Genomic DNA, 19721 nt, shown 5'->3' on the forward strand with positions numbered 1-19721 from the left:
CCGGTGCGCCGCCCGGGCAGACGGCCGAAGCCCCCTCGCNNGCCGCCACGGCANCCGCCGAGCCGGCCGCTCGTACGCCCGCCGGGCAGGTGGCCGCCCCCGCCGCCGGAGAGCCGTCCGCCGAGGGCGCGCCCGAGGCCGGTGACGCTCCCGCCGCAGCCGCGTCCGACGCCGGGGAGCCGTCCGCCGAGGACGCGCCCGCGGGCCCCGCGGCCGACGCCTCACCCGCCGAGGGCGCACCGGAAGCCGCCGTGCCGCACACCGGGGCGCCCGCCGGGAGCTCCGGGGACGGTGACGCGCCCGCCGTACCGGTCGCCGCGACCGGTGCCGCCGAAGAGGCCGCTCCCACCGAGGAGGCCACCGGATCCGGGGCCGAGGCTCCCGCCGCTCCCGAGGCCGGGCAGGTGCCCGTCGCTCCCGGGGCCGGGGAGGCCCCCGCCGCTCCGATGACGGGAGAGGCACCCGCCGAACCGGCCTCCCTCCCCGAGGAGGAGGCGGCGCCCGCGCAGGTGCCGGACGCCGCCGGCGTGCCCGTCGGGACACCCGCCGAGGCGGTGCCGGCCCCGGTGGCGGCCGAGGAGGAGGCACCCGCCGAAGCCCCCGCCGCCGAAGACGGCACGTCCGCCGGTACGCCCCCCACCGAGGCCGCTCCCACGGAGGCCGCTCCCACGGAGGCCGCTCCCACGGAGGCCGCTCCCACGGAGACCGCTCCCACCCAGGCCGTTCAGGACGAGGCGGCTCCCGCCGATCCGGCGGCCGTCCGGACCCCCGCCGTCGGGGACGCGCCCGTCGCGGCACCGGACACCCACGGGGCCGCCCCGGAAGTCCCGGCCGCCGACACCCCGGAGGCCGCGGGCGCCGAAGAGGCCGCCCCGGCCCCCGACGCCCCGGAAGCCACATCTCCGACGTCCTCAGCGGGGGTGCCCCCGTCCCCCCGGCCGAGGGCCCCCCGCTGAGGACGTCCCGGCCGAGGACACCCCGGCCGAGGCCGTCCCGGAGACCCCNGCCTCCGGCGAGACCGCCCCGACCGCCGTCGCCCCGGAGGTCCCGACCGCCGTCGCCCCGGAGGTCTCGAACCCGGACGCCCCGNNGCATGNNCCNCCGGNCCTCCCGCCCCCGGCTACGCCGACGCCGAGCGGGAGGCGATCCTGCGGGTCATGCGGGAGCGGCGGGACATCCGCAACGGCTTCCGCGGCGACCCCATCCCGCACGAGGTCCTGCTGCGCGTCCTGGAGGCCGCCCACACGGCGCCCTCCGTGGGGCACTCCCAGCCGTGGGACTTCGTCGTCATCCGCTCCGCCGAGACGCGCCGCGCGATGCACGAACTGGCCCAGCGCCAGCGCGAGGCGTACGCCAGGTCGCTCCCCAAGGCCCGGGCGAAGCAGTTCAAGGAGCTGAAGGTCGAGGCCATCCTCGACACCCCGGTGAACATCGTCGTCACCGCCGACCCGACCCGCGGCGGCCGCCACACCCTCGGCCGCCACACGCAGCCGCAGATGGCCCCGTACTCCTCCGCGCTCGCGGTGGAGAACCTGTGGCTCGCCGCCCGCGCCGAGGGCCTCGGCGTCGGCTGGGTCAGCTTCTTCGACGAGCGTGAGATGGTGCGCGTCCTCGGCCTGCCCGAGCACCTCGAAGTCGTCGCGTACCTGTGCGTCGGGTACGTCGACGAGTTCCCCGAGGAGCCGGAGCTGATGCAGGCCGGCTGGTCGAAGCGGCGCCCCCTGTCCTGGGTCGTCCACGAGGAGACGTACGGCCGCCGCGTCCTGCCCGGCGAGGAGCCGCACGACCTCCTGCGGGAGACCGTCGCCGCCATCCGCCCGCTGGACGCCAAGGCGCTCGGCGAGGCGTGGGAGCGGCAGAAGCGCATGACGAAGCCGGCCGGCGCGCTCGGCATGCTGGAGATCATCTCCGCGCAGCTGTGCGGCCTGTCCCGGACCTGTCCGCCGCCCGTTCCCGAGCCCGCCGCCGTGGCGGTCTTCGCCGGGGACCACGGGGTGCACGCCCAGGGCGTCACGGCCTGGCCGCAGGAGGTGACGGCCCAGATGGTCGCCAACTTCCTCGGCGGCGGCGCCGTCTGCAACGCCTTCGCCAACCAGGTCGGCGCCGAGGTCTGCGTCGTGGACGTCGGCGTCGCCGCCGACCTCCCCGCCACCCCCGGCCTGCTGCCCCGCAAGGTCCGCGCCGGCACGGCGGACTTCACCACCGGCCCCGCCCTCACCCGCGACGAGGTGCTCGCCGCGATCGGGGTCGGCATCGAGACCGCCCGCGACCTCGTCACCGCCGGCAACAAGGCGATCCTCACCGGTGAGATGGGCATCGCCAACACCACCGCGTCGGCCGCGCTGATCTCCGTCTACACGGGTGCCGACCCGGCCGAGGTCACCGGCCGCGGCACGGGTGTCGACGACGAGATGCACGCCCGGAAGATCGACGTCGTCCGACGCGCCCTCGACCTCCACCGGCCGGACCCGGCCGACCCGATCGGCGTCCTCGGCGCGGTCGGCGGCCTGGAGCACGCCGCGATGGTCGGCTTCGTCCTCGGCGGGGCGTCGCTGCGCACGCCCGTCGTCCTCGACGGCGTCAGCGCGGGCGCGGCCGCCCTCGTGGCCCGCGCCATCGCCCCCGAGTCGATCGCCGCGTGCATCGCCGGCCACCGCAGCGCGGAGCCCGGCCACACGGCCGCGCTCGGCAGGCTGGGCCTGCGTCCGCTCGTCGACCTGGACCTCCGCCTCGGCGAGGGCACCGGCGCCCTGCTGGCGCTGCCGCTGGTCCAGAGCGCGGCCCGCGCCATGCACGAGGTGGCGACGTTCGACTCGGCGGGCGTCACCGAGAAGTAGCCCCGCCTCGGCGTGCGTCCCCGCGCCCCGGCGGCCGGCCCGTCGCCCCGGCGGGACCGGCCGCCGGGGCGACGGCCGTCCCGCCCCGGGACCGGCCGCCGGGGCGACGGCCGTCCCGCCCCGGGACCGGACGCCGGCGCCCCGTATCGTGGTGTCGGCATCCCCTGTCCCACCAGCCACTTCACCGCCGCAGTGGCCGTATCCCGCACCATCCGCCGAGGAGACCACACCACCATGGTCGAGAACGCCGACCAGCCCGCCTACCCCGTAGGACTCCGCCTCTCCGGGCGCCGTGTCGTCGTCCTCGGCGGCGGCCAGGTGGCGCAGCGCCGCCTCCCGGCGCTCATCGCCGCGGGCGCCGACGTCACCCTCGTCTCACCGTCCGCCACGCCGTCCGTGGAGGCCATGGCCGACACCGGCGAGATCCGCTGGGAGCGCCGCCGGTACGAGGAGGGGGACCTCGCCGGCGCCTGGTACGCGCTCGTCGCCACCACCGACCCGGAGGCCAACGCCCGCGCGTCCGCCGAGGCCGAGCGGAGCAGGATCTGGTGCGTGCGCGCCGACGACGCCGAGGCCGCCACCGCCTGGACCCCCGCGACCGGCAGGGTCGAGGGCGTCACCGTCGCCGTCCTCACCGGCACCGACCCGCTCCGCTCGGCCGCCGTGCGCGACGCGGTCGTCGAGGGGCTGCGCGACGGCACCCTCGCCGCGCCCCAGCGCCGCGACCGCGCCCCGTTCGTCGCCCTCGTCGGCGGCGGCCCCGGCGACCCGGACCTCATCACCGTGCGCGGCCGGCGGCTCCTCGCCGAGGCGGACGTGGTGATCGCCGACCGGCTGGGGCCGCGCGACCTGCTCGACGAACTGCCCCCGCACGTCGAGGTGATCGACGCGGCGAAGATCCCGTACGGCCGGTTCATGGCGCAGGAGGCCATCAACGACGCGCTGATCGAGCACGCCAGGCGGGGCAGGTCCGTGGTCCGGCTCAAGGGCGGCGACCCGTTCGTCTTCGGCCGCGGCATGGAGGAGGCGCAGGCCCTGGCCGAGGCGGGCATCCCCTGCACGGTCGTCCCCGGCATCTCCAGTTCGATCTCGGTGCCCGGCGCCGCCGGGATCCCCGTCACCCACCGCGGGGTCGCCCACGAGTTCACCGTGGTCAGCGGCCACGTCGCCCCCGACGACCCGCGCTCCCTCGTCGACTGGGCGTCGCTGGCGAGACTGCGCGGCACGCTCGTGGTCCTCATGGGCGTCGACAAGATCGGCGGGATCGCGGAGGCGCTGATCGCCCACGGCAAGGACCCGGCCACACCCCTGGCCCTCGTCCAGGAGGGCACCACCGCGGCGCAGCGCCGCGTGGACGCCACCCTGGCCACGGTCGCGGAGACGGTGCGCGCCGAGGGCGTCCGCCCGCCCGCCGTCATCGTGATCGGCGATGTGGTCTGCGAAGCCCCGGACAAGCACCGGCGCTGACCCCGGCCCCCTCCCCCCACCTCCGACAAGGCGGCAGCTTCCCGTGGCAGAACTCCTCACCGTCGACGACCCCGGCGACCCGCGCCTGCACGACTACACGGACCTCACCGACGTGGAACTGCGCCGCCGCCGCGAACCGCGGGAGGGGCTGTTCATCGCCGAGGGCGAGAAGGTCATCCGCCGCGCCCTGCACGCCGGGTACCGGATGCGGTCGATGCTGCTGTCGCCGAAGTGGCTGGACGCCATGCGGGACGTCGTCGACCGGGCCGACGCGCCGGTGTACGTGGTGGAGCCGGCCCTCGCCGAGCGGGTCACCGGCTACCACGTCCACCGCGGCGCGCTGGCGTCCATGCACCGCGAGCCGCTGCCCGCGGCCCCGGACCTGCTCGCGACGGCCCGCCGCGTGGCCGTCCTGGAGTCCGTCAACGACCACACCAACGTCGGCGCCGTCTTCCGCAGCGCCGCGGCCCTCGGCATGGACGCGGTCCTGCTCTCCCCGGACTGCGCGGACCCGCTCTACCGGCGTTCGGTGAAGGTGTCGATGGGCGCGGTCTTCTCCGTGCCCCACGCCCGCCTCGACGACTGGCCGCACGGCCTCCGGGCGGTGCGGGAGGCGGGCTTCCGGTTGCTGGCGCTGACGCCCGGCGAGGGGGCGATCACCCTCGACGAGGCGGCCCCGCACCGTCTGGAGCGGGTGGCGCTGATGCTGGGCGCCGAGGGCTCGGGGCTGTCGGCGCGGGCGCTGGAGGCGGCCGACGCGCGGGTGCGCATCCCGATGGCGCACGGCGTCGACTCGCTGAACGTGGGAGCCGCGGCGGCCGTCGCGTTCTACGCCGTGACGGCGGGCCGTCCTCAGCCCTGAAGGGCCTGCGCCCCGGCGATGCCGAGCAGCACCACCAGCGTCACGACGACGAACACGAACAGCCGCTGACGCAGCAGCCGCGGGTTGGCGGGCCGCAGCCGGCCCGGCGAGGTCCCCGGCCCCGTCCCGGTCCGGCGCGGCCCCGTGCGCGGCCCGGGGCGCGTACCCGGCTGCGAGGGGTGCTGCCGGGCGCGGGACCCGCCGGTCCCCGGCGGCGTCGGTTGCGGGCCCCTCCCGCGCGGCGCGGGGGTGCGCTGCGCCCGGCCCCGCATGGTCCGCTCGGTGTAGCGCTCCGTGGCACCCGGCACCGGGTGCGCCGCCCGCCCGCCGCCGGTGCCCCGGTCGGCGCGTTCCGGCCGCTCGGCCCGGCCGGAACGCGACAGGGCGGTCCGCGCCTCCGCCGGCACGGCCGCCATACCCAGCCCCTGCGCCTCCCGCGCGGCGATCTCCTTCAGCCGCAGCGAGAGCTGCAGCGTGCTCGGCCGTTCCTCCGGCTCCTTCGCGAGGCAGGCGCGCACCAGCGGGGCCAGCGCGTCGGGGACGCCGTCCAGATGGGGCTCCTCGTGGACGACGCGGTACAGCATCACCTCGGAGCTGCCGTGCCCGAACGGCGAGTCGCCCGTCGCCGCGTACGCCAGGGTCGCGCCGAGCGCGAAGACGTCCGTCGCCGGTGTGACGGCCGCGCCGCGCACCTGCTCGGGCGCGAGGAAGCCGGGGGAACCCACCGCCGTGCCGACGTGGGTGAGGGTGGAGGCGCCGGTGGCCCAGGCGATGCCGAAGTCGATGATCCGCGGCCCCTTCGGGGACAGCAGGATGTTCGACGGCTTCAGGTCCCGGTGCACGACGCCCGCCTCGTGGACGGCGACCAGGCCCTCCGAGAGCGCGGCGCCGATCGCGGCCACGTCGGCCGCGGGCAGCGGCCCCCCCTCGGCGACCTTGTCGTGGAGCGAGGGACCCGGTACGTACTGCGTGGCGAACCAGGGGCGCTCGGCCTCCAGGTCGGCCGCCACCAGCCGGGCCGTGCAGCCGCCGCGGATCCGCCGCGCGGCGGACACCTCGCGTGCGAAGCGCGACCGGAACTCCTGGTCCTCGGCGAGATCCGGCCGGATCACCTTCAGGGCCACCCGCTGCCCGCGCCGGTCGGAGCCGAGGTAGACGACCCCCATCCCGCCCGCGCCCAGCCGCCGGTGCAACCTGAACGAGCCGACGACACGCGGGTCCTCGCGCCGGAGCCGCATCATCGCCATGTCCGTCCCCTACCTGCCGTGGGAGCTCCCCACCCCGCCGTCGCGGTCCTTCTGACGCCGCCCAGCTTACGTACCCGGAACCGGGCCCGCTCATAGGCCGCGCCCTCGCGCCGTGATCGATTCCCGGCCGTGCGCCGGTCTCCGTACCCGCCCCCGGGCCCCGCCGGACCGGTGCCGCCGGACCTGCGGCCCGCCAAGATCCTTTACCGGCAGGGGGGTTGGCCTCCCGGAACCGGCCCGCCGCCCCGGAGTCGCGGGGGAGGCGCACGGGACCGTGCGGGCGCGGGACGGACACGTGAATGATGTCACCCGGCGCCTCCGCGTCGCCGCACACCCCGCGGCGCCCCCTCCGGGAAGACCCGCAGGGCGGGCGACCGCCTCCGACCAGGGGAGTACGCCGCGGGGCGCGCCTCATCCCGGAGGAGGCCCACCGGCCGGTACGAGGGCATGACGCCCGGTGCCGCCCGTCTCCCTAGGGTTGGCGGAGAGCGGCGGGCGGCAGCACTCGTCCCCCGAGGCCAGACGCCCGCCGCCGCACACGGAAACGGGAGGGGAGCCATGGCGGACACGGCACCGCGGACAGCGGTCCGCACGCGGGGGCGGAAGACGGTCCCCGCCCCGTCCGGCGACCGCCCGCCGGCCCGTCGTCATCCCCTGGTGGCGACGGCGATGGTCCTCCCCCTGGCCACGCTCCTGGTCGTCGTGTTCGGCGGGTGGGACGCGGTGGTGAGACAGGCGTCGTCCGTGAGCGCGCTGCTGGGGCGCTGAGCGGGTGCGCCCGGTCCGGGGGAGCGGCCCGCCCCGCAGGACGGGGGAGCGGCGGACGGCAGGTGCGGTCGGCCGGCTGGAGAGCCGGCCGGCCGCTTCTTCGTACCGGACCGTCGGCTTCCGGGCCCCCGGAGGCCGACGGTCCGGTACACGAACGGAGGAACCCCCGTCCGCGGCGGGCGGACGGGGGTTCCTGTCGGTGGACGATACTGGGATTGAACCAGTGACCTCTTCCGTGTCAGGGAAGCGCTCTCCCGCTGAGCTAATCGTCCTTGGAGGTGGAGACGGGATTTGAACCCGTGTAGACGGCTTTGCAGGCCGTTGCCTCGCCTCTCGGCCACTCCACCCGGAGTGCGGGGGTCGGGAGGATCCCCCACTTTCGAGCGGACGACGAGATTCGAACTCGCGACCCTCACCTTGGCAAGGTGATGCTCTACCAACTGAGCCACGTCCGCTTGTCGTTTCCGTTCCGCTCACGCGACCCGGCGACGTGTTGAACTCTAGCGGATTCCCGGGCCAGCACAAAAACGCGTTTCCGCAGCGTGCTGCGCCACCGCCTGCCGGGGCCGGCTCCCGCGCCCCCGGCCGCCCCGCCCCGGCCCGGGGCCGCGCCACCCGGACGGCCCCGCCGCACACCCCGCCCTAGACTCGCATCCGTGCACGACCTCGCCCCCCTGGCCCGCTTCGGCGGCCTCCTCGCCACCGACCTGCGGGACGTCACCAGCGACCCGGAGGCCCTGGAGTCCTCCGGCTTCTGGGCCGTCGCCGCCGATTTCGAGGGCCGCCTGACCTGCGCCCGCTTCGGCGACGTCCGCCCCGACCCGGTGCCGGCCCCCGTACCGGGGCGCTGGCGCGGACCCGCCCGCGGCGACTGGACGTCGTCGCTCGACCGCGACGCGTACACCGCGGGGGTGCGCCGCATCCGCGAGCACATCGCGGCGGGCGAGGTCTACCAGGCGAACCTCTGCCGCGTCCTGTCCGCCCCCCTCCCGGCCGGCACCGCCGACGTGGACGCCCTCACCGCGCTGCTGGCCCGGGGCAACCCGGCCCCCTACGCCGGAACGATTCGCCTGCCCGCGCACGGCGTGGAGATAGCCACCGCCTCCCCCGAGCTGTACCTGCGCCGCGACGGCCGCACCGTCGAGTCCGGCCCCATCAAGGGCACTGGCAGGACCGCGGCGGACCTGCTGGAGAAGGACCATGCCGAGAACGTGATGATCGTCGACCTGGTCCGCAACGACCTCGGCCGCGTCTGCGCCACCGGCACCGTCACCGTCCCGGCGCTCTGCGCCGTCGAACCCCACCCCGGGCTCGTCCACCTCGTCTCCACCGTCCGCGGCGAGCTGGCCCCCGGCGAGGGCTGGCCCGGCCTCCTGGACGCCACCTTCCCGCCCGGCTCCGTCACCGGCGCGCCCAAGTCCAGCGCCCTGCGGATCATCGAGGCCCTGGAGACGGTGCCCCGCGGACCGTACTGCGGCGGCATCGGCTGGGTCGACGCGGACCGCGGCACCGGCGAGCTGGCCGTGGGGATCCGCACCTTCTGGATCGACCGGCGCGAACGCCGGGGCGTCCTGCGGTTCGGCACCGGCGCGGGCATCACCTGGGGCTCCGACCCCGAGCGGGAGTGGCAGGAGACCGAGCTGAAGGCCGCGCGGCTCCTCGCGGTAGCGTCGGGCGCCCACGAGGCGAGCGGAAGGACCACCCGACGATGAAACTGTGGGTCAACGGCGAACTGCGGGACGCGGACGCCGCGACGACCTCCGTCCTGGACCACGGCCTGACCGTGGGCGACGGCGTCTTCGAGACGCTCAAGACGGTCCGGGGCCGGCCCTTCGCCCTCGACCTCCACCTCGACCGGCTCGTCCGCTCCGCGCGCGGCCTCGGCCTGCCCGACCCGGACCTCGACGAGGTGCGCCGCGCCTGCGCCGCCGTCGTCGAGGCCAACCCGGTGGAACTCGGCCGCCTCCGCGTCACGTACACCGGGGGCCCCGCCCCGCTCGGCTCCGACCGCGGCGACGCCGGCCCGAGCCTCTTCGTCGCCCTCGGCGAGGTCGCGCCCCGCCCGGACACCACGGCCGTCGTCACCGTCCCCTGGACCCGCAACGAGCGCAGCGCCCTGGCCGGCCTGAAGACCACCTCGTACGCGGAGAACGTCGTCGCCCTGGCCCACGCCCACCGGCGGGGCGCGTCCGAGGCGCTGTTCGCCAACACCGTCGGGCAGCTCTGCGAGGGCACCGGCTCCAACGTCTTCGTCGTCCTCGACGGCGTGCTCCACACCCCGCCGCTCGCCTCGGGCTGCCTCGCCGGCGTCACCCGCCGGCTGACCGCCGAGTGGACCGGCGCCCGGGAGACGGACCTCCCCATGGAGGTGCTGCACACCGCCGACGAGGTCTTCCTGACCTCCACGCTCCGCGACGTCCAGGCCGTCCACCGCGTCGACGACCGCGAACTCGCGCCCGTGCCCGGCCCGGTCACCGCCGGGGCGATGCGCGTCTTCGCGGAGCGGGCCGCCCTGCTGTGACCCGGTGAGGATCCGGCCCGGGACGGGTAGGGAAGCGGTGATGACCACCACCCTGCGGCCTTCGGGGCCGCTCCGACGGTTCGACGACGGCACCCTGTCGCGCTCCTACGCGGTGTGCGTCGACAGCCGCCCCGTGGGCGCCGTGCGGGTGGGTACGCTCCGCCTGGCCGGCCGCATCCTCGGCACCATCGCGGACCTGCGCGTCGACGAGGCGGACCGCGGCCGCGGCCGGGGCGCCGTCGCCGCGCTCGCCGCCGAGGAGGTGCTGCGGGGTTGGCGCTGCGACCGGGTGCGGGTCTCCGTGCCCGCCGGCGCCCGTGCCGCCCTGCGCCTCGCCGCGGCCCTGGGGTACACCGAGAGCGGTCACGTCCTGGTCAAGGGCCTCGACCCGGCCGGCGCCGCCCCGCCGCTCCCGGCCGGGCTGGAGATCCGCCCCATGACGGACGCGGAGTCCGCCCGCTGGATCGCCGCCGAACCGGGCCGCGCCGCCCTGCTCCCCGACGGCCCGGCCGCCGCGGGGGCCCTGCTCCACGTCGCTGTGCGGGACGGCGTGCGGGTCGGCCACCTGTGGACCGGCCGGCGCGACCTGCCGACGGGGGACCGGGTGCCGTACGTGTGGGACATCGCCGTCGCCGAGGGCGAACGCCGCAGGGGGTGCGGCCGGGCCCTGATGCGCTTCGCCGAGGGCCTGGTGCGGGCCGCCGGCGGCGACCGCCTCGTCCTGCGGGTGGACCCCGGCAACGCCCCGGCCCGCACCCTGTACGCGTCGCTCGGCTACCGGCCGCTGTTCACGGACCACGAGAAGACCCTGCACTGACCCGGGCCGGGCGGCGGCCCGCGGCGGTCCCGGCGGGTCAGCGCCCGGCGAGCAGGCGGTCGGCGATCTCCTCGACGCGGGCGCGCAGGCCCTCCTGGCTCCTGCCGCCGTCCAGGCGCTCCCCGCCGATCACGTAGGTGGGCGTGCCGGTGACGCCGATGGCCTTGCCCTCGGCCTGGTCGGCGTCGACCGCCAGCAGGTGCCGGCCGTCGACGAGCGCCGTGTCGAACTCCTCCTCGTCCAGCCCCAGGCCGCGCGCCGCCTCCAGCAGGAACGCCTCGCCCCGCGCGTCCAGTTCCTCGACGCGCCCGAGGACCTCCTCCACGTACGGCCAGCCCGCGCCCTGCGCGAGGGCCTCCTCGGCGGCCTGGGCGGCGGCGTAGGAGTGCTTGTGCTTCTCCAGGGGGAAGTGGCGCAGCCGCACCTCCAGCCGGTCGCCGTAGCGGTCCCGCAGGGACCGCAGGTCCTCCAGGGCCGTCCGGCAGTCCGGGCACTGCAGTTCGCACCAGACGTCCAGGACGACGGGCCGGGCGGTGTGGTCGGTGGTGGAGTCGTTCATGGCGCCCAGTCTTCCAGCCCGGCGGCACCGGCCCAAGCGGGACCGGACGTCCGGGGCCCCGACCGGGACCGTGGGAGGAGGACGACCCGGAGATCTCCCGGAGACCGCCCGCCGACCGCCCGGACCCGTGGCCGGCGCGGGCCCGGCCGATGCAGGATGGAAGGGACGTGACGCCCAGGGCTGGAGGACCGGATGCTTGCCGAGACGATCTGCTACGCGGTGTCCGCGGCGGGGTTGGGCATCGCGGCGATCACGGCGTACCGCAGGCGGTTCCTCGCCGCGGCCCATGTCGCCGCCTACGCGCTGGTCCCCCTCGGCCTGGTGCTGACCGGCGCCGTCGAGTGGGTGGCCGGCATGGCGCTCAGCCCGGTGGCGTGGGCCGGCTTCGGACTGCTCGGGGCGTCGTGGCTGCTGTTCGCGGTCACGCGGACCGTCGAGCGGCGCCGGGGCGCCCGCCGGGAGCGCGGGGTGGCGGGGGCGGAGCGACCGGCCGCGGNGGCGCCGGCCCGCCNGCCGGCGGCGCCGGCCGCGGGGGAGCGCCGCACGGGCGGGAACGCCTCCGCCGACGACTTCGACGAGATCGAGGCCATCCTCAGGAAGCACGGCATCTGAGGCCGCCCCGCGGCGGCGCGAGGTGGCGCGAGGGGTGGCGGTGGGCGGCGGGGCGACGGCGATTGATCGAAGTATGCGGTGAACTCGCCCTGTTTGCCTGGTCTGTTGGGTGAGCGGCGCCGTGCCGGGTGCGCCATCATCGGCCGCGAGATGTCCGATACCCCGCGGGGACAGGACCCCGCCACCACCAGAGAACCGCGCGGCTGCCTGTTCGCGCTCTCCCAGCCACCGCTCATGATCTTCCTGGGGGTGATCGGCGCCCTCCTCCTGATGGCGTCGGTGCACGACCTCTTCCTGCTGTGACCGCCCTCCCGCCCCGGGCCGCGCTCCCCTCCCGGGGCGCGTGCCGGGCCGTCGCACGCGGGGCTCCGGAGACCGGGCGGCCCCGCGCGGGCCGGCCGGTCAGTCGGCCGCCGCGTCCCTGCGCCGCGCCCGGTACGCCGCCACGTGCAGCCGGTTGCCGCAGGTGCGGCTGTCGCAGTAGCGGCGCGAACGGTTGCGGGACAGGTCCACGAAGGCCCGTCCGCAGTCCGGCGCCTCGCACCGGCGCAGCCGCTCGCGCTCGCCCGCCACGAGGAGGAAGGCGAGCGCCATGCCGCAGTCGGCGGCGAGGTGGTCGGCGACCGAGGCGCCGGGCGCGAAGTAGTGGACGTGCCAGTCGTAGCCGTCGTGGTCGGTCAGCTGCGGGGTGGTGCCGGCCGCGGCGACCAGCCGGTTGACCACCTCGGCGGCCGTCCGCGCGTCGGGCGCGTCGAACACCTCGGCGAACCGGCTCCGCACCTCCCGGACGGCCCGCAGGTCCTGCGGTCCCAGCTCGCCGACCCCGCTCACCCGGTGGCTCTCCACGAAGGCGTACAGCGACGGGACGTCCCCGAGGGCCTCGCCGCGGCCGCCTTCCGGCGCGGTGTTCACCAGGTCGACGACGGTGTCGAGGGCGATACGGGTGTCGTGGGGGATCAGCACGCTTCCGCTCCCTGGCCTGCCGCGGGCGGGCGCCCGGCGGACCCGTCGACTCTAGCGGCTCGCGGGTGCGGCCCCCCGGGCTTGCCGGGCGCGGTCGGGAGCACCGGTGCGCCGCCACCGCGGCGACGTGCGGTGGCGGCGCGTCCGTCCACCCCGTCCGCCGATCCGGGTGCACCGTGCCGGGGCGCGGAGGGGTGTGCCGGCGCCGTCGCCCCGAGTCGGACGGCGCCGGGTGGCTCCTGTGTCGCTCAGCTCTCCGCGAGGATGTGCGAGAGCTCCGTGTCGAGGTCGAAGTGACGGTGTTCGGTGCCGGGGGGCACCGCGGCGTCGGTCCGCTTGAGGAACGACTCCAGGGCCCGCGCCGGGGCCTCCAGCAGGGCCTCGCCCTCCGGGGAGCTGAGGGCGATGCAGACGACGCCCTGGCCGTGGCTGCGGGAGGGCCAGACCCTGACGTCGCCGGTGCCGGTGGGCCGGTGCAGCCCCTCGGCGAGGAGGTCGCGGGCGAAGACCCACTCGACCGTCTCCTCGGCCCCGGTGTGGAAGGTGGCGTGCACGGCATACGGATCGGCCGTGTCATACCGCAGGCCCGCCGGAACAGGCAGTGAGGACTCGCTCGACACAACGAGGCGCAGGTGCAGCTCGCAGCTGACCGTGGTGTTCATAAGCGCCATGGCCTTTCGCTCAGTGTGCGCTCGGGGATTCGCACGTCGGCGAAATCGACATCCCACCTACCGTGCCGTTGTAAACCCCTCTGTCCGCTTTAGGGCGCATTGAGTACCTCGACTGGCAGTGAGTAACCGCCGGTTATGGGCGGATTCCGGTAATCCGCACTCGCCGCTCGTCGGGTAAGTTTGGCCTTATGAGCGCGGAGAGTGACGAGCGGGGTGGGGCCGCCCGAGCGGCGGGCGGAACGCCTGCGGCGGGGGGCGCCACCGAGGGGACCGACGGCGAACGGCCGCTCGGCTCCAGGGCACCCGCCTTTGTGAAAGCCCGACGGCCCCTGCACCTGAGCTGGCAGGTCGGGGTCTTCCTCATCGGTCTCACCGTCGTCGTGATCGGTGTGATCATGTTGCCGCTGCCCGGGCCCGGCTGGATCGTGATCTTCGGCGGCATGGCCATCTGGGCGACCGAGTTCGTCTGGGCGCAGCTCGTCCTGCGCTGGACCAAGCACAAGGTCACGGAAGCCGCGCAGCGGGCACTCGACCCCCGCGTCCGGCGCCGCAACCTCGTGCTGACCGTCACCGGTCTGGTCCTCACCGGAGCCCTGGCCGGGGTGTACGTGTGGAAGCTCGGCCTCGTCATGCCGTGGGAGGCCGACGAGTGACCCCGGCGGTGCCGTACGGGGTCGGGGCACCGGCTGACATGGGGTAATGTTTGCGGTGCGCCCGGGCGATTAGCTCAGCGGGAGAGCGCTTCGTTCACACCGAAGAGGTCACTGGTTCGATCCCAGTATCGCCCACCACCCGGCCCGAAGGCCCCGGAGGTTCACCTCCGGGGCCTTCGGCATGCCGGGCGCCGTACGCGGCGGACGCCCCCGTGCACCGGGACCACCACCGCCTCCGCGGCCTTTGGACCCCGGCCGCCCGGCGCCGTCCTGGAGCATCCCCGGCCCCGCCCCTGTCGGCGCCCCGGGTACCCGCGGCCCGCCGCCTCGGCGGCCGTACCGCCACCCCCACCGTCCGCTTCCCCAACTCCGTACGGGCCCCTCCGTCACCCCCGCCGAGAGGCGCCGCGATCCCGGCGCCCCGGTTCCGGGCAGCGCCCTCGCCGGAGACGTGGGGGCCGGGCCCGCCGGACCCCGGCCGCGGACCGCGCCCGCGGCACCCGCGTCCGGTACGAGCACGGGAGGGGTGCGCCCGCGAGCCGCTCCCGTACCGCCTCGCCGTCCCCGGCCGGCTCCTCCTCCCCGCCGGCCGCGCGCCGACGGTGCGCGGCCGGCCGCCGGGGCCGGGCCGCGTACCCGCGGGCCGTTTGAACGGGAAGCGTCGGGGCCTGTATGGTTCAGTGCGTTCCCGGGCGATTAGCTCAGCGGGAGAGCGCTTCGTTCACACCGAAGAGGTCACTGGTTCGATCCCAGTATCGCCCACCGAAAAGGCCGGTCCCCTCAGCGGACCGGCCTTCGCGCGTCCCCGGCATCCGCTCCCGGGCCGTCGCCGGCCGCTCCGGGCACAGGGGGTGCGCCGGGTCCACCGCCCCCGTCTCGGAGGGGCACCGGCACGCCCGGGCCCACCGGCCACCGGGGCGTCCGCGGCCGGCGGTCCTCCTCCCGCGCCACCAGGGCCGCCGAAACGACGCGGTCCCGTTCGGCGTCCGCCTCCGCCGTCTCCGCGCCGAACACGGCCGGGCGCCCTCGAAACCGGCGCCGCACCCCGGCAGCCCGCGCGCATCGGCGGCGGAAGGGCCGATCCCCGCCCGGGACGGCGGCGCCCGCACCGCTCCCCGTACGCGGCCCGGCGGTGCCGGGCGGGAGCGGTGGGGTTCCCCGGCGGGGAGCACGTTCGGGCCGCAAACCGTTTCGCCGGGGGACGCGGCGCCTCGGTACCATTCCGTATCCGCGTGCGCCCCCGGGGCGCCCACCCCTTCAGTCAGGAGAGACCGGTGTCAGACGTCCGTGTGATCATCCAACGCGATTCCGAGCGGGAAGAGCGCGTGGTGACGACGGGCACCACCGCCGCCGACCTCTTCGCCGGCGAGCGCTCCGTCGTCGCGGCCCGCGTGGACGGCGAACTGAAGGACCTCGCGTACCAGCCGAAGGACGGCGAGACCGTCGAAGGCGTCGAGATCACCTCCCAGGACGGCCTGGACATCCTGCGCCACTCCACCGCGCACGTCATGGCGCAGGCCGTCCAGGAGCTCTTCCCGGAGGCCAAGCTCGGCATCGGCCCGCCGGTCAAGGACGGCTTCTACTACGACTTCGACGTCGACAGGCCGTTCACGCCGGACGACCTCAAGGCCATCGAGAAGAAGATGCAGGAGATCCAGAAGCGCGGCCAGCGCTTCGCCCGCCGCGTCGTCACCGAGGAGGCCGCCCGCGAGGAACTGGCGGGCGAGCCGTACAAGCTGGAGCTGATCGGCCTGAAGGGCTCCGCCACCAGCGAGGACGGCGCGAGCGTCGAGGTGGGCGGCGGCGAGCTGACCATCTACGACAACCTCGACGCCAAGACCGGCGAGCTGTGCTGGAAGGACCTCTGCCGCGGCCCGCACCTGCCTTCGACCCGCGCGATCCCGGCGTTCAAGCTCATGCGCAACGCCGCCGCGTACTGGCGCGGCAGCGAGAAGAACCCGATGCTCCAGCGCATCTACGGCACCGCCTGGCCGTCCAGGGACGAGCTGAAGCAGTACCTGGACTTCCTCGCCGAGGCCGAGAAGCGCGACCACCGCCGCCTCGGCTCCGAGCTGGACCTGTTCTCCGTCCCCGAGCAGATCGGCTCGGGCCTCGCCGTCTTCCACCCGCGCGGCGGCATCATCCGCCGGGTCATGGAGGACTACTCGCGCAAGCGGCACGAGGAGGAGGGCTACGAGTTCGTCTACACCCCGCACGCCACCAAGGGCAAGCTCTTCGAGACCTCCGGCCACCTGGACTGGTACGCCGACGGCATGTACCCGCCCATGCAGCTCGACGAGGGCGTGGACTACTACCTCAAGCCCATGAACTGCCCGATGCACAACCTCATCTTCGACGCGCGGGGCCGCTCCTACCGCGAACTGCCCCTGAGGCTGTTCGAGTTCGGGACGGTGTACCGGTACGAGAAGTCCGGCGTCGTGCACGGCCTGACCCGCGCCCGCGGCTTCACCCAGGACGACGCGCACATCTACTGCACCCGCGAGCAGATGGCGGAGGAGCTGGACAGGACGCTCACCTTCGTCCTGAACCTGCTGCGCGACTACGGCCTGACCGACTTCTACCTGGAGCTGTCCACCAAGGACCCGGAGAAGTTCGTCGGCACGGACGAGGCGTGGGAGGAGGCGACCGCGGTCCTCCAGCAGGTCGCCGAGAAGCAGGGCCTGCCCCTCACCCCCGACCCGGGCGGCGCCGCCTTCTACGGTCCGAAGATCTCCGTCCAGGCCCGCGACGCCATCGGCCGCACCTGGCAGATGTCCACCATCCAGCTCGACTTCAACCTGCCCGAGCGCTTCGACCTGGAGTACACCGGGGCCGACGGCTCCAAGCAGCGCCCCGTCATGATCCACCGCGCGCTGTTCGGTTCCATCGAGCGGTTCTTCGCGGTCCTGCTGGAGCACTACGCGGGCGCCATGCCGCCGTGGCTCGCCCCGGTCCAGGCGGTCGGCATCCCGATCGGCGACGCCCACGTCGAGTACCTCCAGGAGTTCGCGGCCGAGGCGAGGAGGAAGGGCCTGCGGGTCGAGGTGGACGCCTCCTCGGACCGCATGCAGAAGAAGATCCGCAACCACCAGAAGATGAAGGTCCCGTTCATGGTCATCGTCGGTGACGACGACATGAACGCGGGCACGGTCTCCTTCCGCTACCGCGACGGCTCGCAGGAGAACGGCATCCCGCGCGACCGGGCCATCGCGAAGCTCGTCGACGTCGTGGAGTCACGCGCGCAGGTGTGACACGGCTCCCCGAGGGGGCGGGGGCGCCCCCGCACGCGGGCGGTCGACCGAGGGGCGGTACCCGGGCCGGGTACCGCCCCTCGGCGTTCCCGGGCCCCGCCGTGGCCATATGCTGGCCCGCATGACGAATGAGCCGGAGCAGCAGATCGGAGTGGGGGCGCCGGACGCGTTCCAGCGCCTGTGGACGCCCCACCGGATGGCGTACATCCAGGGGGAGAACAAGCCCACCGGCTCGGGGGCCGGCGACGGCTGCCCCTTCTGCTCGATCCCGGCGAAGTCCGACGAGGACGGTCTGGTCATCGCACGGGGCGGGAGCGTCTACGCGGTGCTCAACCTCTACCCGTACAACGGCGGCCACCTGATGGTCGTGCCGTTCCGGCACGTCGCCGACTACACCGACCTCGACGAGGCGGAGACGGCCGAACTGGCCGTGTTCACCAAGCGGGCGATGACCGCGCTGCGCACGGCCTCCGGGGCGCACGGGTTCAACATCGGCATGAACCAGGGGGGCGCCGCCGGCGCGGGGATCGCCGCCCACCTGCACCAGCACGTCGTGCCGAGGTGGGGCGGCGACACCAACTTCATGCCGGTCACCGCCCACACCAAGGTCCTGCCGCAGCTCCTGGCCGACACGCGCCGGATGCTGGCGGACGCCTGGCCCGACGCCTGATCAGGCGTCGTACACGTCGGCCTTCCTCGGCGCCGGGTCGGCCGTGAAGTTGCTGCCGGCGATGGAGCCGGTGTCCACGCCGTGCTCGTCGAGCATCTTGACGGTCGCGGCGTGCACGGCGCGCATCACCGGGGTGGAGGCGCGGATGACGTCGTCGGCCATGAAGCGGTGCTTCCACGGGGCCTGGGCCCAGGCGTGGCGCAGGCCGAACGGCTCGGGCAGGACGAGCTTGCCGCCGAGGAAGTCCAGGATATGGGGGAACCAGGTCAACGGCGCCCGGACGGCGAGGCGGACGACCTCGTTGGTCTCCACGAGGGGCAGCTTGATCTCGCGGGTCTCCCAGAACCGCACGGCCTTGGCGACCTGCTTGCTCTTCCCGGACGGCTTGGTGGTGAAGAAGGAGTGGACCGGGCCGAGGGCGTGCCCGGAGACCTCGATGCGCAGGGTGTGCAGCAGGACCGTGACGGTGACCAGCATGGTCAGCACCAACTGGCCGTCCCAGAGGACGAACTGCACGCCGAGGTAGTGGCGGTTGCCCTTGCCGAACTGGTTCTCGTTGCAGATGCGCTGGATCTCGTGCGGCTTCACCTGGTACTGGACGACGTCCTCGCCCTCGGGTCGGGCGACGGCCTTGGCGCCGTCGCCGACGGGGACCACGATCCAGTGGTTGACGGACGGGGCGGGGAAGCCGGTCTTCAGCGAGCCGCGCTCCAGGAGCTTGAGCTGGTCGTGGATGGCGCGCACGAGGTCCCAGGTGCGGAAGGCGTGGATCTCCTTGCCGTCGCGGGGCTTGAGCTCCTCGGCGAGGTGCCAGCCGCCCCAGCGGGTGCCCATGCCGAGTATCCCGCGCGGGCCGGCGTAGAAGACGACGTTGGAGCGCTGCTCGGCGGTGAGCCTCTCGAGGGACTGGCGGAGCTCCTCGGCGGCGGTCTCGCCCGGGTTCTGGGGGACGGCCTCGGGGATCTTGGTGGCGACGCCGCCTCCGCTGAGGAGGGCCTCCCAGCGCGCGCGGAGGTCCTTGGCGGTGGTCTCGCAGACGTGCTTGGCGAGGAACCAGCCGACGACCGGCGCGATGACCATGGCGCGGAGGTAGAGGTAGAGCAGGCCGGCGAGCGGCAGCTTGACGAGGACGAGCGCCGCGAGGATGCCGAAGCCGACGAGGAGCGCCGTACCGGCCGCGCCGGCGCGCTTGTTGGAGGCGCCGGCCAGGGTGCGGCGGAGCTGGAAGACGACCAGCCAGAGGAGCAGCCCGGGCAGGAACAGGACGCCGCACACCAGGGTGATGAGGGTGAGGCGCAGGTCGCGCTGCTTGCGGATGCGGTTGGCGGAGAGGCAGTGCTCGACGACCGGCCGGGGCTCGGTGCCGAAGGACTGGATGATCGGCTTGCGGCCGCCGCCGAGCATGCGGACGACGACGGCGCGCGAGAACGCCTCGCCGAGGTTGGGCTCGAAGAGGGAGAACTTGCCCTTCTTGACGGTGGATTCGTACCACTCGTTGTTGGCCTTGAGGATGTCCTCCATCGGGCTGTCGCGGTACGCGGCGGAGGCCAGGGCGCTCATGGGCACCGTCTGACCGGCCGAACCCTGGAGCGGGACCTGCGCCCCCGGACCGAAACTGTCCATCGTGTCTTCCGCCCCCATCGACGCATGTGCCGCAGTTCTTCCGCACTGCGGCCCTTCCCCACTCGGCCGCGGCGCACACCTGCCGAACCGGGCCCCCCAGCCTATCGGGGAGCGGGCAGGCGCGTCAGGGCGACGAGGAGGCGGGGAGGGAGGCGGCCGGGCCGGCCCGCCCCGAGGGGCCGGCGGGCGGACCCGGAGCG

Annotated in this window: 17 protein-coding genes and 5 tRNA genes; 14 read left to right on the plus strand and 8 right to left on the minus strand. The window is 75.1% G+C overall.

From position 1 onward, the window contains the following. Positions 1–1106: 1106 nt before the first annotated feature. The 3 genes from cobT to MW084_RS20875 all read left to right on the plus strand — a co-directional run. On the plus strand, positions 1107–2837 hold a 1731-nt coding region (gene cobT / locus MW084_RS20865), incomplete at its 5' end, for a nicotinate-nucleotide--dimethylbenzimidazole phosphoribosyltransferase (protein WP_275563735.1). 234 nt (positions 2838–3071) lie between these two features. Next, positions 3072–4304, plus strand: a complete 1233-nt coding sequence (cobA, locus tag MW084_RS20870) for a uroporphyrinogen-III C-methyltransferase (RefSeq protein WP_010472276.1) — start codon at positions 3072–3074, stop codon at positions 4302–4304. Positions 4305–4347: 43 nt separating this feature from the next. Next, positions 4348–5166, plus strand: coding sequence for a TrmH family RNA methyltransferase (locus tag MW084_RS20875; RefSeq protein WP_010472277.1), 819 nt, complete (start codon positions 4348–4350; stop codon positions 5164–5166). Here MW084_RS20875 and MW084_RS20880 read toward each other — a convergent pair. Then, positions 5157–6413: a serine/threonine-protein kinase gene (locus MW084_RS20880; protein ID WP_010472279.1), complete on the minus strand. Its 1257-nt coding sequence runs from the start codon at positions 6411–6413 to the stop codon at positions 5157–5159. The genes MW084_RS20875 and MW084_RS20880 overlap by 10 nt on opposite strands. A gap of 558 nt (positions 6414–6971) precedes the next feature. On the opposite strand from MW084_RS20880, the gene MW084_RS20885 reads away from it, so the two are divergent. Next, positions 6972–7181, plus strand: coding sequence for a hypothetical protein (locus MW084_RS20885; RefSeq protein ID WP_010472280.1), 210 nt, complete (start codon positions 6972–6974; stop codon positions 7179–7181). A gap of 200 nt (positions 7182–7381) precedes the next feature. On the opposite strand, the gene MW084_RS20890 is transcribed toward MW084_RS20885, so the two are convergent. The 3 genes from MW084_RS20890 to MW084_RS20900 form a co-directional block, all read right to left on the minus strand. Next, positions 7382–7453, minus strand: a tRNA-Val gene (locus MW084_RS20890). Between the two features lies 1 nt (position 7454). Further along, positions 7455–7528: transfer RNA gene (locus MW084_RS20895), tRNA-Cys, on the minus strand. A gap of 35 nt (positions 7529–7563) precedes the next feature. Further along, positions 7564–7636: transfer RNA gene (locus tag MW084_RS20900), tRNA-Gly, on the minus strand. 201 nt (positions 7637–7837) lie between these two features. Between MW084_RS20900 and MW084_RS20905 the strand changes: the two genes are divergently transcribed. From MW084_RS20905 to MW084_RS20915, 3 genes are read left to right on the plus strand one after another with little or no spacing between them, the layout of a single operon-like run. Next, on the plus strand, positions 7838–8893 hold the full coding sequence (locus MW084_RS20905; RefSeq protein ID WP_010472281.1) for a chorismate-binding protein: 1056 nt from the start codon (positions 7838–7840) through the stop codon (positions 8891–8893). Further along, positions 8890–9702, plus strand: a complete 813-nt coding sequence (locus tag MW084_RS20910; protein ID WP_010472285.1) for an aminotransferase class IV — start codon at positions 8890–8892, stop codon at positions 9700–9702. The genes MW084_RS20905 and MW084_RS20910 overlap by 4 nt, the downstream gene beginning before the upstream one ends. Positions 9703–9742: 40 nt before the next feature. Further along, positions 9743–10519 carry a GNAT family N-acetyltransferase gene (locus MW084_RS20915; protein ID WP_010472286.1) on the plus strand — a complete coding sequence of 259 codons (777 nt, stop codon included), beginning with the start codon at positions 9743–9745 and terminating at the stop codon, positions 10517–10519. A gap of 37 nt (positions 10520–10556) precedes the next feature. On the opposite strand, the gene MW084_RS20920 is transcribed toward MW084_RS20915, so the two are convergent. Next, complete coding sequence (locus tag MW084_RS20920) at positions 10557–11078, minus strand: DsbA family protein (protein ID WP_010472287.1); 522 nt, start codon at positions 11076–11078, stop codon at positions 10557–10559. A 192-nt stretch (positions 11079–11270) separates the two neighbouring features. Between MW084_RS20920 and MW084_RS20925 the strand changes: the two genes are divergently transcribed. Beyond that, positions 11271–11574: hypothetical protein (locus tag MW084_RS20925; protein WP_275563736.1), on the plus strand; the 304-nt coding region annotated here is incomplete at its 3' end. Between the two features lie 266 nt (positions 11575–11840). Next, on the plus strand, positions 11841–11993 hold the full coding sequence (locus MW084_RS20930; protein ID WP_169331701.1) for a hypothetical protein: 153 nt from the start codon (positions 11841–11843) through the stop codon (positions 11991–11993). A gap of 99 nt (positions 11994–12092) precedes the next feature. Here MW084_RS20930 and MW084_RS20935 read toward each other — a convergent pair whose 3' ends face one another. After that, on the minus strand, positions 12093–12653 hold the full coding sequence (locus MW084_RS20935; protein WP_010472290.1) for a CGNR zinc finger domain-containing protein: 561 nt from the start codon (positions 12651–12653) through the stop codon (positions 12093–12095). Positions 12654–12901: 248 nt separating this feature from the next. Further along, a complete protein-coding gene (locus MW084_RS20940; protein ID WP_003959770.1) occupies positions 12902–13315 on the minus strand; it encodes an SsgA family sporulation/cell division regulator in 414 nt (137 codons plus the stop codon). A gap of 197 nt (positions 13316–13512) precedes the next feature. On the opposite strand from MW084_RS20940, the gene MW084_RS20945 reads away from it, so the two are divergent. The 5 genes from MW084_RS20945 to MW084_RS20965 all read left to right on the plus strand — a co-directional run bounded on the left by MW084_RS20945 (position 13513) and on the right by MW084_RS20965 (position 17898). Further along, positions 13513–13977, plus strand: a complete 465-nt coding sequence (locus tag MW084_RS20945; RefSeq protein ID WP_029553622.1) for a TIGR02611 family protein — start codon at positions 13513–13515, stop codon at positions 13975–13977. A 63-nt stretch (positions 13978–14040) separates the two neighbouring features. Continuing rightward, positions 14041–14115, plus strand: a tRNA-Val gene (locus tag MW084_RS20950). A 552-nt stretch (positions 14116–14667) separates the two neighbouring features. Continuing rightward, positions 14668–14739: transfer RNA gene (locus tag MW084_RS20955), tRNA-Val, on the plus strand. 512 nt (positions 14740–15251) lie between these two features. Then, positions 15252–17228: a threonine--tRNA ligase gene (gene thrS / locus MW084_RS20960; protein ID WP_010472321.1), complete on the plus strand. Its 1977-nt coding sequence runs from the start codon at positions 15252–15254 to the stop codon at positions 17226–17228. 109 nt (positions 17229–17337) lie between these two features. Then, complete coding sequence (locus tag MW084_RS20965; protein WP_010472322.1) at positions 17338–17898, plus strand: HIT family protein; 561 nt, start codon at positions 17338–17340, stop codon at positions 17896–17898. On the opposite strand, the gene MW084_RS20970 is transcribed toward MW084_RS20965, so the two are convergent. Continuing rightward, entirely contained in the window at positions 17899–19521 is a 1623-nt protein-coding gene (locus MW084_RS20970) for a hypothetical protein (protein WP_010472323.1), read from the minus strand. Positions 19522–19721: the final 200 nt, after the last annotated feature.

This window comes from Streptomyces sudanensis, from assembly GCF_023614315.1.
Taxonomy (GTDB): domain Bacteria; phylum Actinomycetota; class Actinomycetes; order Streptomycetales; family Streptomycetaceae; genus Streptomyces; species Streptomyces sudanensis.